This is a genomic window from Flavobacterium sp. 102 (genome assembly GCF_003634615.1).
Taxonomy (GTDB): domain Bacteria; phylum Bacteroidota; class Bacteroidia; order Flavobacteriales; family Flavobacteriaceae; genus Flavobacterium.
Window position 1 is genome coordinate 3,729,506 of record NZ_RBKX01000001.1, and the last position, 17,681, is coordinate 3,747,186.

The window sequence follows — 17,681 nt, forward strand, 5'->3', positions numbered from 1 at the left end:
TTATGGAAGAAAATTACAAATTAGCGAAGTGGCTGTCCGGAGAAATGAGCGAAGATGAATTGGCTGCATTTGAAGCGGAGCCTGACTTTGTCATTTATAACAAAATCAAAAAATACGCTTCGGAATTGGAAACGCCCAATTTTGATGAGAACAAAACTTTGTCCACCATTTTGGCTTCACCAAAGAAAGAAATCAAAACGGTTTCGCTTGCTCAAAATTGGTTCTTCAGAATCGCGGCCGTTTTAGTGATTGGATTGGGATTGTTCATTGGCTACCAAAACTTTGCCACTTCAACGGAATATGCTGAAAATGGTGTTCAAAACTCATTTACTTTACCTGACAATTCAGAAGTGGTTCTGAATTCCGGTTCCAAAATAGAATATAAAAAATGGAATTGGGAGAACCATCGAGCGCTCGAACTCAATGGAGAAGCTTATTTCAAAGTCGCCAAAGGTCAAAAATTTGAAGTCCATACTTCACTCGGAAAAGTGACTGTTCTCGGAACGCAATTCAATGTAAAACAGCGAGAAAACCGCTTTGACGTGACTTGTTATGAAGGTAAAGTCAAAGTAGATTATGGGGAAACTGAAATTATTATTACCAAAGGCATGAGCATAGCTTTTGAAGATGGAAAATCCATTACAATTCCCGAAAATGCGATTCAAAATCCGGAATGGTTGAATAACGAAATGGTTTTTTATCAAGCTAATTTAAAATCAATTATAGGTGAATTCGAACGTCGTTTTAATGTAACTTTGGAATTGAAATCAAATGACAATTCACAATTATTTACCGGAACGATACCTTCGGAAAATATTGATATTGCGTTACAGATTTTGGCCACCACTTATCATTTAGAACCTACTAAAGTGAGTAAAAACAAAATCATCTTAAAAGCGGTTAATGCTCAAAAATAGATTAGCCTATTCCTTTTTTATTTTTCTTTTTTCAGTTGCCCAATGTTTGGCGCAAGGAGAAAAGAAGGCTATTCCATTGAAAAATATTTTGGCTCAAATCACTCAGCAACATGAGGTAAAATTCAGTTATATAGAAGATGAAATTATCGTTTATGCTATTGTTCCGCCGGAAAAAAATTGGTCTTTAGAACAAACCATTGCTTATCTGAAAAAAGAAACCAAACTACAGTTCAAACAGATTACCCAAAAATATTACACCATTTTTAACGACCAAAAATTAGACAAACCGCTTTGTGGTTTTTTACTTGATGTCGAAACCGGAAAAGGAATTGAAAATGCGTTACTTAAAATCGATAAAACAGCGATTTCAGTTTTCACTAATGAAACCGGCTATTTTGAATTGCCCAAAGTTTCTTCAGATTTAATTGAAGTACAGCACCAAAGCTATCAATCATTTACCATCAATCCCGAAGATTTAAATGTTGTTAATTGTCCGAAATTTAAATTGCAAGCCATTACGCAAACCCTTGAAGAAGTGGTGGCGCAAAGATATTTGGCGACAGGAATCAGCAAAAAAAATGATGGTTCAATAGAAGTAAAACCAAAGAAATTCGGCATTTTACCCGGTTTAATTGAGCCTGATGTTTTGCAAACGATGCAACAAGTTCCTGGCATTATCAGCATCGATGAAACGATTTCCAACATCAATGTTCGCGGCGGAACGCATGACCAAAACCTGTTTCTTTGGAATGGTATTCGGATGTTTCAAACCGGACATTTTTTTGGTTTGATATCGGCTTTTAATCCTTCATTGGCACAAACCATTTCGATTACCAAAAACGGTAGTTCTGCTTTTTTTGGCGAAAGTGTTTCGAGTTTGGTAGACATTTCTTCAAGAACCAGTACGGTAGAAAAGACCAATAGCAGTATTAGCACAAACCTTATCAGCGTTGAGTTTTATACTAAATTAAAAGTTTCAGAAAAAGCGAATTTAACTTTGTCTGCCAGACGTTCTTTGACTGATATTTTCCAATCTCCGACTTATAAAAACTATAGTGATCGAATATTTCAAAATAGCGTTATTACCGATTTGAACAACAATGAAATTGTGAATTACAAAAGCGAAGTCGAATTTTATTTTTATGATATTACAACTCAATTCCAGCAAAAGATTGGTACCAAAAACGAATTGAATATTGATGTTATTGCTATTGAAAATACTTTACAATTCAATCAAGCTTCGACAGATTTGAATAGAAACAGCCAATTAGAACAAGAAAATTTTGGCGCCACCATTCAATGGAAAACCAATTGGAATGCAAAACACAGCACGGAATTCAAAGGTTATTTTTCGAGTTATGACTTGAATTCATCTTATAAAACTTTGGAAAGCAATCAGATATTAGACCAAAAAAACCAAGTCCTTGACACCGGATTTCAAGTTAGGCACTCCAATACCATTTCAAAACAATTTACTTTTAATTCCGGTTATCAATTTAATGAAACCGGCGTTACCAATTATGACAAAGTCAATCTGCCACTATTCTCGAGAACGATTACCAATGTATTGCTGACGCATGTTGGAATCGCAGAAGGTATTTTTGAAACTGTAAATAAAAAAACTTTTCTAAAAGCCGGTATGCGTGCGAACTACTTTGACAAGTTTGATTCCTTTATTTTGGAACCGAGACTTCAATTCAATCAAGCTTTGACTTCTGAATTGAGGTTTGAGATTTTAGGCGAACAAAAAAGCCAAACGCTTTCGCAAATTATCGACTTACAACAAGATTTTTTGGGTGTTGAAAAGAGACGATGGACATTGGCTAACAATTCAACTATTCCTATTCAAAAGAGCAATCAGGTTTCGTTAGGTTTGAGTTATAAAAAGAACAATTGGTTGTTGACTTTGGACAATTTCTATAAAAAAATCACCGGAATTACCAGTAGCAGTCAGGGATTTCAAAACCAATTTGAATTGGAAAAAACCATAGGCGACTATCAAGTTTTGGGAACTGAATTTTTGATTCAAAAATCATTTAATCGATTTTACACTTGGATGAGTTACTCTTATAATGACAATAAATATGATTTTGAAGCCTTATCAAGTACTACTTTTCCAAACAATTATGCCATTACTCATGCCATTTCTTGGGCCGGAATTTATGAATGGAATAAATTGAAATTAGCTTTAGGAACCAAATGGCATAGTGGAAGACCAATCACAACACCAACATCATTTACAGTGACAGAAACCAATCCGAACATCGTTTATAATTCGCCTAATAATTCCAGACTTAAAGATTATTTTCAGGTGAATTTTTCGGCTTCGAAAGATTGGAAATTGAGTTCCAAAGTTACATTACAAACCGCTGCTTCTATACTGAATTTATTGAACGCCAAAAACAGTTTGAATCGTTTTTACAGAGTCAACACAACCGATAATTCTGTAGAAAGCGTAGATACTTATTCACTTGAAATGACACCTAATTTTAATGTAAAACTTAGTTTTTAGCATAAAAAAAGGCTGGAAAAATCCAACCCTTTTCAATGCAAACTAACTACCAAAATTAAAATGTCGTTGTACTATTAGGTTGATACACAAAATTAAAAGTAAAATAACGACCAACCGAAGTCGCATCAGGATTTGCCGGAGCGTTTTGGTAATAGCTCAAGATTTCAAATTTTGCATATTTTCCGTCATGCGTTTTTACGACAAATACTTTTCCTGCGATTGGCGAAATAATATTATTGCTTGAATTGTAGTTGTACCATCCGTTTCCGCTTCCGGTTGGAATAGCGTAAGTAGCATTTCCGTCTTGAGCAAAAGTGGAAGTTGCAGGAATTGCCATAACAGCATCAAGCGTACTGGTCACCATACTTACTGCTCCAATACCTGTTCTTGTTGGCTCATCCGTAATTCCGATTTGAGTTCCGCCATTTACAATAATAGTGGTTCCTCTAAAAGCGATATCCCAATTGTCATTGGTCACCACAGCATTTTCCGAGAAACTGAATTTGGTAAACGCTCCGCCAACAGGTTGTCCTTGACCGCCGGTTTGTGGCGCATATAAATTAGAGAAAGTCTCTGTTTCCAATGCCGGAGTTGAGCTTGAATCATCATTGCTGCAAGAAGAAACGACTATAGCTAAGGCTACAATTGAAAGTTTTAAGAAATTTGTTTTCATAAAAAAAAGGTTTATATATTAAAAATTAAATTGAATTCGGGCAAAAAGTTGTCTTCCGGAAACATTGCTGATTTCCTGTGGATTGGTAAAATCGAATACATTATTGGCTCCGATTTGAAGTGAGTATTTTTCTTTGAAATGTTTGGAAACCGATAAATTGGTCATGAAATAGCCGTTGACAAAATCGTCGTATTTATCTAAGATTTGGTTACTATTGCTGTCGAAAATGCCGTATTTACTGCGATAAAAAATTCTCAGGTTAACATCGGTTTTGAGTTTAGTAAAAGTGTAATATGCTTTCAGATTAGCAGTATGTTTTGATCGATTGAACAATCCGAAATAATCCGATTTTTTGATTTGAAAAGATTGCAACGTTTCCGGATCGCGGGCAAAAACTTCTCCGTTTTCAATCGCTTCAATGACCGATTTGTCTTTGGCAATCAAGTATTGGTAACCTAAAGAAAGCTTGAACTCTTTGCTAAAATTATAAACTATATTATTTTCGATTCCATAAGTAAAAATCTCATTGATATTGAAATAACTGAATACGTTTTGACCGTTCGTTCTTTGCGCAACCACTCTCGTATCAATCAAATTGGAAATCGAATTGTAAAAAGCATTTATGTCAATGGTCAACTTGCCTTTATGAAAATATGTCCCGAAGTTGAAATTCACCGAACTTTCGGGTTTTAGCGGATTATTAAAATCGATTCCCGGACTTCTGAATAAAAGTTGACCTTGACTGTCTAATTCGTCTAAACGGTCTTCAGCGACATTATAACCTAAAACCGTATAACCAACACTAGAATTGGTAAAATCAAAGTACAATTGTCTAAAATCAGGCGCTTTAAATCCGTAACCGATTGAGGTTTTCAAAGAAATGGCTTTGTTAATTTTATAATTTAAGGCCAACTTTGGACTGAATTGCGATTGGTATTGCTTGTGATTATCGTATCGAAAACCGGCTAATATGTTCCATTTCTCGGTTGGATTGTAATCATATTGCAGAAATCCGTATTGTGAATTGAAAGTGACATTCGAACTGAAATAAGTTCGGTCTAAGGTTTCATAATTGATTCCAATTCCGGCCGTAGTCTTACTTTTTTCAGTAGAAAAAGTAATTCTGATTTCAGGTCGAAATAGCCATTGGTTATAATAACTTTCTTCGAATAGTTGGTTGCTTTGGTCATTTAAAAACGCTGCTGTTTTATAGTTTGTAGTGTAGATTTCGTATTCCGAGTTTATCTTGGCCTTCCATTTTTGTTCCAATTTTAATTGGGCATTCCATTCATTGATTTGGGCATCGCCATTATAATTTTCATCCGAAACCACAGCTTTATACTCTTGTTTTTGATGGTAAAACCGATTGCCTAAAACCAACTTTAATTTTTCTGAAAATTCGTAATATAATTTGGGTTGAACAGTCGTGCTATAATAAGGTTCAACCGTTTGAATCGTAGTAGATTTATCTAAATCATAACCATCAGTAGAAAAGTAATTCGTAAAAATGCTGCCCGAAAACTTTTTCTTTTTCCAAACAAAATCGGCATTTGCATCGTTAGTATTAAACGTCGCATATCGATAAGAAACATTTCCGGAGAGATTGTCTTTTTTTGGTTTTTTAGTAGTAATGTTAATCACGCCGGCTAAAGCTTCGGAACCATATAAAGAAGATGATGCACCTTTTACTATTTCAATTCGCTCAATATTACCAACACTGATTCTGGACAAATCCAAAGTTCCGGCACTTCTTCCAACTAACGGAACGCCATCAACCATAATTAAAGTATAAGCGGCGTCTAAACCTTGCACTTGAATACCTTCTACTCCACCAAAATCAGGAATCGTGATTAGTCCGGTTTGCTCTGCCAAAATTTCATTCAGTCTCGTAACTCCGGCTCTTAAAATTGCATCAGAGGTGATGATGGATGTTGGTAATGGTAAGGATGATAGTTTTCTTTCTGTTCTTGTGGCAGTAACAACAACTTCATTTAACTGATTGACTTTAACAGTATCGATTGTTTGCTTTTCCTGAGCAAAGACAAGACCTGAGCAAACTAAAAATCCAAAACAAAAACATCTATTTAGAAACATTCTTAATAATTTTTGACAAATATATATCTTATTTTTATTTATTCTAAATTAATTTAATATTTTTGCGACATCATTTCAAACCTAAATTTTAACAATATGAAAATCAATTCATTTCTATTTTCAACAGCATTTTTGCTAATCGGCTTTACCGGTAAAAGTCAGGAAACTAAAAAACAGCAAGACCAAAAAGCCATCAAATCGATGTGTGGTTGCTATGAAGTCCAATTCAATTTCACAGAAACTTTTAGTTATGCTAAAGACACTGCTAATTACAAACCATCAAAAACGAAACACGATAGCGGATTAGAATGGGTCGAATTAATAGAGAACCAAGAAAACAAAATCGTTTTGCAACATTTATTAATTGTTGGCGCAACAGAAAAAGACATCGTAAAACACTGGAGACAAGATTGGCTTTATGAAAACACTGAACTATACTCGTTCTTCAAAGACAAAACTTGGAAGTATAAAAAATTTGCTCCAAACGACGTCAAAGGCCAATGGACACAAAAAGTATATCAAGTTGATGACAGTCCGAGATATGAAGGAACCGCTAGTTGGGTTTTTGTAGATGGCAAAAGCTATTGGAACAATACCACCGATGCGCCATTACCAAGAAGAGAACACACTAAAAGAGACGATTATAACGTGTTGAAAAGAAGAAACATTCACGAAATTACCTCTTACGGTTGGTTACACGAACAAGACAACGACAAAATTGTCAGAGATGATAAAGGCAAAGATTTTCTTTTGGCACAAGAAAAAGGAGTTGACGTGTATACCAAAGTCGATGACAGCAAATGTAAAGCAGCGCAAGATTATTGGAAAAACAACCAATTGATATGGCAAAAAGTAAGAGCCAAATGGGATAAAGTTTTTGCCAATGACAAAGATGTAACGCTACAAAAATCTGTAAATAACAAACCGCTTTATTCCTTTTTATTTGATTTAAAACCGGAAGCAAGTCAAAAAGAAATTGACGCGATTATTGATTCTTTTATTGCAAAATAAATTTGACAGTACCAACAGTAAATAAAAAATCCAAACTTCTCAGTTTGGATTTTTTGCTTTTACATTCTTTCCGGAACTTCTATTCCCAATAGTTTGAAGGCTGATTTTATGGTTTCGCCCACTTTTTTAGAAAGTTGGACTCTGAAGGTTTTCTTAGTCAAATCTTCTTCGCCTAAAATTGACACTGATTGGTAGAACGAGTTGTATTCTTTCACCAATTCATAGGTATAATTGGCCACCAAAGCCGGACTGTGATTGTGAGCAGCGTTTTGAATTACTTCAGGAAAAAGTTCAATTTGCTTGATAAGTTCCTTTTCTTTTGAATGAAGCACCTCAACTGCGCTCGGTGAAACAATATCGAAATTCGCTTTGCGCAAAATCGATTGGATACGCGCATAAGTATATTGAATAAATGGACCTGTGTTGCCGGCGAAATCTACGGATTCTTCCGGGTTGAACAGAATTTGTTTTTTTGGATCTACTTTCAGAATATAATATTTCAAAGCGCCTAAACCAATCGTTCTGAAAAGTTTGGCTTTTTCTTCTGTTGAATAACCTTCTAATTTACCTAATTCCGTTGAAATTCTACCAGCGGTTTCGGTCATTTCCTCCATTAAATCATCAGCATCTACAACCGTTCCTTCACGAGATTTCATTTTTCCCGAAGGCAATTCGACCATACCGTATGACAAATGGAACAAACTTTCAGCCCAATCAAATCCGAGTTTTTTCAGAATTAAGAACAGTACTTTAAAGTGATAATCTTGTTCGTTTCCAACGGTATAAACCATTCCGCCGACATCCGGAAAATCTTTTACACGTTGGATAGCGGTTCCAATATCTTGCGTCATATAAACTGCGGTTCCATCTGAGCGCAACACAATTTTTCTGTCTAAACCATCTTCAGTTAAGTCAATCCAAACCGAACCATCCGGATCTTTTTCGAAAATGCCTTTTTCTAAACCAAATTGTACTACTTCTTTCCCTAACAAATAAGTATTGCTTTCATAATAATAACTATCGAAATCAACACCCAAATTTTTATACGTTAGGGCAAAACCGTCGTAAACCCATTGGTTCATTTTTTGCCACAATTCAATTACTTCGGGTTTTCCGGCTTCCCAATCTAAAAGCATTCTTTGGGCTTCTACAATGATTGGCGCTTGTTTTTTGGCTTCGTCCTCTGTTTTTCCTTGGGCAATTAAATCATTGATTTGCGCTTTGTATTCTTGGTCAAATTTGACATAGAAATTTCCAACCAACTTATCGCCTTTTAAACCGGCTGATTCCGGTGTTTGGCCTTCGCCGAATTTTTGCCAAGCCAACATTGATTTACAAATGTGAATTCCGCGATCATTGATGATTTGGGTTTTGTAGACTTTTTTGCCCGAAGCTTTGATAATTTCGGCCACTGAATACCCTAAAAGATTGTTACGAACGTGACCTAAATGCAGCGGCTTATTGGTATTTGGTGATGAATATTCTACCATTACCGCCTTTTCATTTGGCGAAGCCGAAACGAATCCGAAATTTTCATCAGCTATGATATTGTTGAAGAAATTCAAATAATAATCATCAGAAACAACAATATTTAAAAAGCCTGAAACGACATTAAAACGAACCACATCTTCAACATTGGCTACAAGATAATCTCCGATTTTAGTTCCGATTTCGATTGGATTTCCTTTGATGACTTTCAGCAACGGAAAAATAACCATCGTGATATCGCCTTCAAAATCTTTGCGGGTCAACTGAAACTCTACCCTTTCAACAGTGATATTGAAAAGTTCTTGAATTGCGACTTGAATGTGACTCGTTAAAATTTGTGAAAGCTTCATGTTAATTTATTTATTGGCTGACAAAGATAAACATTAGAAAATAAATTTTTAGGAATTGGTTTTGGAATATAAAAAGTAATAATCAGCAAGTTAAAATCGATGTATTTGTAAGTTTAATACTTAATTAAATTAAATTATCATGCATTTCATCGATTTTATTTGCTTTTAAACGATGATATCATGCATATTTGCTTTGTCAAAATCCCCCAAATCATGAAAAAGCTATTACTAATTATTACAATCTTAACAGTTACATTAGGTTTCTCACAATCTGTAACAGTGAGTACTACTAGTCATTCAGTACCACAATTGGTTAACAACGTTTTAATCAATTCCCCATGTGTATCGGCAACTAACATTACATGGAGCACTGGTTCAAATTTTGGTTCGACCAATGGTATTGGATTCTTTCAAAACACCAATCCCAATTTCCCAATGCAAAGCGGTGTCGTTTTGAGCACCGGAGATGCCTTAAATGCTCCGGGACCAAATACCTCAATTTTAAATGATGGTTCTGCTGCTTGGCCAGGAGATGCGAGTCTTGAAGCTACATTAGCAGCGGCAGGCATTCCGATGGTTTCTTCAAATGCAACCGTATTAGAATTTGACTTTACGCCAATTTCTCCCAATTTTAGTTTTGATTTTATATTTGCTTCAGAAGAATACGGAAATTTCCAATGTCAATATTCTGATGCATTTGCTTTTTTATTGACCAATATGAATACCGGAATTACTACCAATTTGGCTGTTGTTCCCAATACCAATGAACCTATCTCTGTTATAACCATTAGAGATTTTCTATTTAATTCATCTTGTGGTTCGGCTAATTCACAATATTTTGGAAGTTTTAATGGTGGTTCCGGTGCTGCAGGCGCTGCCACTAATTTTAATGGACAAACTACAGTAATGACTGCTGCTTCCGTTTTAACGCCTGGAGTACCTTATCATATTAAATTAGTGATTGCTGATAGATTAGATCCACAGTCAGATTCAGCAATTTTTATGTCCTCTGACAGTTTTAACATCGGACAAGATGTTTTAGGTCAAGATTTTACTTTATCTACCAATACCGCTTTATGTCATGGTGCAAGTTTGACTTTAGATACTGGTTTAAGTGCAACTGAATATTCGTTTGTTTGGTCAAATGGTGAAAGTATAATTCCTAACGAAACAGGCCCTTCCTTAACCATAAATCAAGCCGGAAATTACACTGTAACCTATCTGAATAATAATAATCTTTGTCAACCGATTTCAGATTCGGTAATTGTTGAATACAATGCTGAAATAGTATCGCCGAATCCAAGAGATTTGTTTAGATGTGATACAGGCGCTGCCACTTATACATACAATTTAGATTCCAATACCAGTAGAGTTAAACAAGGATTAGACCCATTAACCGTTGTAACCTATCACCTTTCTGCAAATGATGCTACAAACGACGTAAGCCCTTTGTCATTAGCATATGATAGCACACCAGGACAAGTGATTTATGTTAGAATTGAATTACCGAACGGTTGTTTTACTGTAAAGTCATTTTCTATATTAACTGCACAGGCTCCAACAGCCACACAACCACAAAATTTAACCCTTTGTGCTCGATCACAAACTCAGCTCAACGCTCGATTTGATTTAAACCAACAAAGCGCTGTAATACTGAATGGACAATCTACATCAATTTACACCGTAAGATATTTTACCTCATCAAACAATGCAATAGATAATATCAATCCAATTACGGGTTTAGGAAATTATTTATCAACCGGACAAACTATCTATGTAAGAGTGTATACAACTTCAGACCCATCATGTTTTAACATCACAAGTTTTGATTTAATTGTAACGCCATTACCTATTGTTGACGATTTAGAAGATGTATTAATTTGTTCAAATTATATTCTACAGCCTTTAGTAAATGGAAACTACTTTACTGCAACAAATGGTGGCGGTACTATGATGCATGCCGGTGATGTGATTTCAGAAACAACAACATTGTATATCTATAATCAACCCGGCGGTCCTGGCAGCTGTGGTGCTACTAGTTCTTTTACAATTACAATAATTGACACCACTGATATGACTCCGGATGATGTAGTCAATTGTGGAAGCTATACTTTACCTTCATTAGAGTTGGGAAAATACTACACTGGTCCGGGTGCAACCGGAACGGAAATTCCGGCCGGAACTGTTATCAGTTCATCTCAAACAATATATTATTATTTTATAACAGTGACACCTCCTGTTTGTAATGTTGACTCTAGTTTTACAGTTACCATTATTCCAACCGTTGAAGTTGGAGAAAGAGCTAATGTATTCGAGTGTTCTTCTTATACTTTACCTGCTTTATCTTTAGGAAATTATTTTACAGGTCCCAATGGAAGTGGAACACAACTTGCAGCAGGAACACAAATTACAACCAGTCAAACAATTTATGTTTTTGCCACTACAACCGGCACAACACCATGTAGTGATGAAGATCGTTTTGAAGTAATTATTGGATTAACTCCTCCGCAAAATATTTCACAATGTAACGGTTATACTTTACCACAATTAGCGGTTGGAAATTATTTCACTGGTCCAAATGGAACAGGACAACAAATTCCTGGTGGAACAGTAATCAACACAAGCACAACTGTATATATTTATGCACAAACTACAAGTGGAGGACCAAATTGTACCGATAATTTATTCTTTACTCTAAACATTTCGCAACCGAATATTGATACTTTAAGTGACGTAACAGTTTGTGAGAGTTATACTTTACCAACATTAACCAATGGAGAATATTATACTGAAACTGATGGTACAGGTATGCAGTTATATCCTGGTGATGTGATAATTGCAACCCAAACTCTTTATATTTTCAAAAGATTAAACAGCACTTGTTTTAATCAATCAAGTTTTACGGTTACTATAAATCCTTTGCCTGCTATAAGCTCCAGATCGGACATTGATATCTGTGACCAATATGTATTGACTCCTTTACAAATTGGTAGTTATTACACCGGTCCGGATGGAACAGGAACTATGATTCCCGGAGGAACAGTTATAACAACATCTCAGAGAATTTACATTTATGCCATTTCTAATACTACGCCGGCTTGTAGTGCCCAAAATAGTTTTGAAATAAATATTTTCTCTACCTCTGCAGATGTGGTTGCTGATGTAACAACCTGTGATAGTTTCACTTTGCCAACATTAACACCAAATAATAAATATTTTACGCAATCAGGTGGTCCAAACGGAATTGGGACAGAAATTTTACCAGGAACTGCAATTACTACTAGTCAAACCATTTATATTTATAAAGAGTCTGAAATCAGAACAGCATTCTCTTGTATTGATGAAAACTCATTCAACGTTACTATAAATCACACGCCAGTAATTCCGGCTGTGGCTAATGTTTTTGCTTGTAATTCTTATGTTTTAAACCCATTAACTGTGGGCAACTATTATACAGGTCCGAACGGAACCGGAACTTTATTAAATGCAGGTGAGACTATAACTTCATCTCAAACAGTATATATTTTTGCAAGAACAAATACAACCCCGGACTGTACAAGCGAAACCAGCTTTAACATCACAATTTTCAATGTTGATAATACCCCAAATGTAACTATTTGCGAAAGCTATACTTTACCTGCATTAAGCGTTGGTAACTATTTTACCGGACCAAATGGTACTGGAACACCTTTGGCTGCCGGAACTACATTATCAACATCGCAAACCATATACATTTATGCCCTTTCGCCTTTTACTCCAAGTTGTGCTGATGAGGTTTCATTTACGTTAACCATAATTGATACGCCTATCGCTAATATCGTTCCGGTTGCTCAAAGAACAGTATGTGATGAAGACGGCACAAATGATGGTGTAACTTCTTTTGATTTAACAAGTTTGTCAACTACCGTTTTAGGAACCCAAACCGGCAGCGAGTTTACGGTTGCCTACTACGCAACTTTAGCTGATGCTTCAAACCAATCCAATGCTATTGCAACTACTACACTTTCTACAGTATATGTTAGAGTTAGCAATACCTTAGCAGCAAGCTGTTTTGATATCAAACCAATAACAATTATTGTAAATACTTTACCTGTTCCAACACCGCTGGATGGCGTAATCTGTTTTGACAGTGAAACACAAACACTTTTAAATGCTTACAATATCTTTAGTGGACTCAGTACAGCAACACATACTTTTGTTTGGACAAATGATCAAGGAGTAACAGTTGGAACCGGAAATAATTACACCGCAGTATTACCGGGAGTTTATACCTTAGTCGCTACTCGAATCTCAACAGGATGTAGTTCAGAACCTGTTAATGTGAACGTTGTTGCCTCTGAACCAGCTGTTGTCACCTATACTGTTACAGAAGATTTTTCAGATTCACAATCTATTACTGTTGTTGCTACCGGTCAAGGAAACAATTTTGAATACCAATTGGACAATGGTTCGTTCCAAGACAATCCGGTTTTTGAAAATGTTTTGTCTGGCATACATACTATCACTGTGAGAGATAAATATGGTTGTGGTTCAACTACCATTCAAGCTATAGTAATCAACTATCCTAAATACTTCACACCAAATAGTGATGGAACCCACGACACTTGGAATATCCCAAATTTATCAAACCAACCAACAGCCAATATTACAATCTATGACCGATATGGAAAAACGATTAAACAAATAAGACCAAGCGGAAGTGGTTGGGACGGAACTTACAACGGAAATATGATGCCTTCAGATGATTATTGGTTTGTAGTTACTTATACCGATGAAAATCAAACAACAAAAGAATTCAAGGCGCATTTTGCCATGAAACGATAATTTCAATATTATACATCATCAAAAACTCTCAAAATATTTTTGAGAGTTTTTTTGTTTTTACTGTAACAAATAATTGCTTTCCAAGTCTACTTGGTTGAATAAAATTAACAACTGTTAAAGAATCATCTTTACCAGTAATAATCTCAACATTAAATCATCAATTAAAACAAAATGAAATTTAAATTATTATTTCTTTTAGTAGTCTGTAATTTTTCTATTCTAATGGCTCAAGTTCCATCAACTAACGGTCCTGGTGTAATCACCGGAAAAGTAATAGACAAAAACAGCAAACAACCTATTCCCTATGTGAATGTATCGATTTTAGAAGATGCAAAAATCATCACCGGTGGAATTACTCTGGAAAATGGAAACTTTTCTATCAAAGGTTTGGCTTTAAAAAAATACACCGTTGAAATTCAATTTATTGGATATAAAAAAGTGACCCAAGCAGTTACTTTGTCAGAAAGCGACAAAACCATTAACTTAAACACTATTTCAATTGAAGAAGAAGCAGTACAATTAGCCGGTGTTGAAATTGTAAAAGAACGTTCTACTATCGAGCAAAAAATTGACAGAAAAGTGGTTAATGTTGGTAAAGATTTAATTGCTTCCGGAAATACAGCTTCTGAAATTATGAATAATATTCCAACCGTAAGTGTTGATCCGCAAACGAAAGAATTGAGTTTAAGAGGAAACTCCAACGTAAGAGTATTGATTGACGGAAAACCATCTAACATTGACGCTGCTCAATTGCTACAACAAATCCCGTCATCTTCTATCAAACAAATTGAGTTGATTACCAATCCTTCTGCCAAATACAATCCTGAAGGAATGAGTGGTATCATCAACATTATTTTACACAAAAACTCGCAAGAAGGTTTTAACGGAAGCATCAATTCCGGTGTCACTTTTGGAGTAACTCCGAAAGTAAATTCGGCTTTGAATCTTAATTATAAAGTAGGAAAAGTGAATTTCTACACTAATTATGGTTTCAATCATGGTCAGAATGAAAACGATGGTTATATCAACAGTTTCAGACCTCTTTTGGAAAACAATCAAAAATTTGGTGGTTCAAACTTGAATACTTCTCATCTGATTAAATTAGGTATGGATTATTTTATCAATGAAAAAAATACCATTTCCTTTTACACCAATCAAAACATTGTAAATGGCGGTGGGAATGGCTTTACATTTGCTGACTATGAAAATTCATTGTTGAGAGATTCAAGACAAACTTCTGATTCTGACACTGAAAACTATACGCAAACTTATGATGTTGCTTACAAACATGATTTTACTAAAAAGGGGGAAACTTTCGATTTCCAAGCCAACTTTTCTACTACAAAAAGTCCTGAAATAACGGATTATGAATTCACTCAAACCAATCCAACTTCAACCAGATTCACCAACAACGATATTGAGCGTGATACTGATTATTTGCAAATCAACTTGGATTATGTAAACCCGTTATCGGAAACCGTTAAATTGGAAATTGGTGCCGAAACGCGTCTTCAAAAAATCACCAATGATTTTGACGAAACCATCAGCGAACCTTCTGAATCTTATAACAGACAAGGGAATTCTGCTTTTGAATTCACCAGAAATATCCATTCGTTTTATGCAAACCTAGGAAAGCAATGGAAAAAATGGAGTGTTCAAGCCGGAGTAAGATTAGAACAATATGAAATCGACGGTGATTTTGAAAATGTCGTGACTTCCTCAAATCCGACAGAAAACATTAATGACCAAAGTAATATTAAAGACGATATCTTCTCGGTTTATCCATCGGTATTCTTCAATTATAAAGCGAGTGATAAAGACTCTTTTAACTTTAATTATTCAAGACGTGTTGACCGACCAAGCATCGGACAAATCAGCCCGATTAGAGAATGGACAACACCATTGGTAGAATCAAGAGGAAATCCTTCATTGGAACCGCAATTCACCAACTCTTTTGAAGTAAACTACACCAGAATTACCAAAATCGGTTCTATTACTTCGGGTGTTTTCTACAGACAAATCAATGATGAAATCGGTAGAATCATTTATAAAAACCCTGACAACAACAATCAAGATATCATTTCTTATGACAATTTTGATGACAATAGTGCTGTTGGCGCGGAAGTTTCTGCCAACTTAAAATTAACACCGTGGTGGTCAGTGAATGCCAGTAGTGATGCTTATTTCAAAAAAGTGAGAGGGACGGTTCAAAACGCCAATACCCAAGAACAAGAAAGAGCAGAAGCCGATGTAGTTATCTTCAACGCAAGAATTAACAACAACTTTGTAGCGACCAAAAAATTAAGATTCAATTTATTTGCGATGTACAGAGGAAAAGATTTAGGATTACAGTTTGAAAGAAAACCTATGTATAAAATGGATATTGGCTCAACTTATACTATTCTGAAAGGAAAAGGAAGTATCACAGCCAGAGTAAATGACGTTTTTGAAACGATGCATTTTGCTTTTGACGGAAGTATTCCTTATCGTCAAGTCGGAGCCTTTTACTGGGAAAGTCAAACATTCTACGTAGGATTCAATTATATGTTTGGTGGCGGTAAAAATAGTGCTATGCAACGCAAGCAAAGAGATCAAAACGAAACACAAGGTAGTGGTGGCCTTTTATAATTATCACAAGGATTATTTGAATTAGTTGTTATGAAAAAGCCAAACGTAAAGTTTGGCTTTTTCTATTTATAAAAGTTAGGTTTCTACCACTTTATGATGGCACTTGCCCAAGTAAATCCACTACCGAAAGCCGCTAAAACAATCGTATCGCCTTCTTTGATTTTACCTTGCTCCCAAGCTTCAGTCAAAGCAATCGGAATGGAAGCCGCAGTGGTATTTCCATATTTTTGAATGTTATTGAATACTTGGTCATCGGTCAATTTGAATTTTTGCTGAATAAACTGTGAAATTCTCAAATTCGCCTGATGCGGAATCAATAAATCAATGTCAGAAACCTGTAAATTATTGGCTTGCAAGCCTTCGTTAATCACTTCGCTGAAACGAACTACCGCATTTTTAAACACAAATTGTCCGTTCATATAAGGAAAGTAACTTTCGTCTTCCGGATTATTCTCTGCGATAATATCAGTAACCCATCTTCCGCCCATTCCGGGTGCTAAAACCGCTAATTCTTTCGCGTGTTCTCCTTCTGAATGCAAATGAGTTGACAAGATTCCTTTAGACACATCTTCCTCTCTACTCAACATTGCGGCTCCGGCACCATCCCCAAAAATAACCGAAACACCTCTACCTCTATCGGTCATGTCTAATCCTAAAGATTGCAACTCAGAAGCGACAACCAAAATATTTTTATACATTCCGGTTTTGATGTATTGATCGGCAACAGATAAGGCATAAATAAAACCCGAACATTGGTTGCGAATGTCCAAAGCACCAATCGTTTTCAATCCCAATTCTTTTTGCAAAGCCACACCAGGACCGGGAAAATAAAAATCGGGTGAAATAGTAGCGAATACTATAAAATCTATATCGTCATTAGCAACACCTGAACGTTCTATAGCAATTTTGGCCGCTTTTACGCCCATTGTAGTGGTGGTATCTTCACCTCTTTTGATGTGTCTTCTTTCTTTAATGCCGGTTCGTTCCTGAATCCATTCGTCATTGGTATCCATTATTTTGGCCAAATCATCATTGGTCACCACATTATCCGGAACATAAAACCCTAAACCTGTTATTTTGGAGTGAAACATATTCTTTGCTTATTTAATAAAATGAGAACAGCAAATTTAACAATCTTATATTTCTAAAAGCCCTTTTTGGATTCAATTTTGAAAATTAGCAAA

At 35.5% G+C, this 17,681-nt stretch carries 9 protein-coding genes; 5 read left to right on the top strand and 4 right to left on the bottom strand.

The features are described from left to right. The first annotated feature begins 2 nt into the window (after window positions 1-2). On the top strand, window positions 3-917 hold the full coding sequence (locus C8C84_RS16590; RefSeq protein ID WP_121314834.1) for a FecR family protein: 915 nt from the start codon (window positions 3-5) through the stop codon (window positions 915-917). Further along, window positions 904-3,429, top strand: a complete 2,526-nt coding sequence (locus C8C84_RS16595; protein ID WP_121314836.1) for a TonB-dependent receptor plug domain-containing protein — start codon at window positions 904-906, stop codon at window positions 3,427-3,429. The genes C8C84_RS16590 and C8C84_RS16595 overlap by 14 nt, the downstream gene beginning before the upstream one ends. A gap of 55 nt (window positions 3,430-3,484) precedes the next feature. Here C8C84_RS16595 and C8C84_RS16600 read toward each other — a convergent pair whose 3' ends face one another. After that, entirely contained in the window at window positions 3,485-4,102 is a 618-nt protein-coding gene (locus tag C8C84_RS16600; protein ID WP_121314838.1) for an HmuY family protein, read from the bottom strand. Window positions 4,103-4,120: 18 nt separating this feature from the next. Continuing rightward, complete coding sequence (locus tag C8C84_RS16605; RefSeq protein WP_121314840.1) at window positions 4,121-6,196, bottom strand: TonB-dependent siderophore receptor; 2,076 nt, start codon at window positions 6,194-6,196, stop codon at window positions 4,121-4,123. Between the two features lie 96 nt (window positions 6,197-6,292). Here C8C84_RS16605 and C8C84_RS16610 point away from each other — a divergent pair, with 96 nt between their 5' ends. Continuing rightward, a complete protein-coding gene (locus C8C84_RS16610; RefSeq protein WP_121314842.1) occupies window positions 6,293-7,207 on the top strand; it encodes a DUF6607 family protein in 915 nt (304 codons plus the stop codon). A 59-nt stretch (window positions 7,208-7,266) separates the two neighbouring features. On the opposite strand, the gene argS is transcribed toward C8C84_RS16610, so the two are convergent. Continuing rightward, window positions 7,267-9,045, bottom strand: coding sequence for an arginine--tRNA ligase (gene argS / locus C8C84_RS16615; RefSeq protein WP_121314844.1), 1,779 nt, complete (start codon window positions 9,043-9,045; stop codon window positions 7,267-7,269). 213 nt (window positions 9,046-9,258) lie between these two features. Between argS and C8C84_RS16620 the strand changes: the two genes are divergently transcribed. Then, a complete protein-coding gene (locus C8C84_RS16620) occupies window positions 9,259-13,869 on the top strand; it encodes a choice-of-anchor L domain-containing protein (RefSeq protein ID WP_121314845.1) in 4,611 nt (1,536 codons plus the stop codon). 171 nt (window positions 13,870-14,040) lie between these two features. Beyond that, window positions 14,041-16,497, top strand: a complete 2,457-nt coding sequence (locus C8C84_RS16625; protein WP_121314847.1) for a TonB-dependent receptor domain-containing protein — start codon at window positions 14,041-14,043, stop codon at window positions 16,495-16,497. Window positions 16,498-16,580: 83 nt separating this feature from the next. Here the strand turns inward: C8C84_RS16625 and C8C84_RS16630 are convergent, their stop codons facing one another. Further along, window positions 16,581-17,588: a 3-oxoacyl-ACP synthase III family protein gene (locus C8C84_RS16630; RefSeq protein ID WP_121314849.1), complete on the bottom strand. Its 1,008-nt coding sequence runs from the start codon at window positions 17,586-17,588 to the stop codon at window positions 16,581-16,583. Window positions 17,589-17,681: the final 93 nt, after the last annotated feature.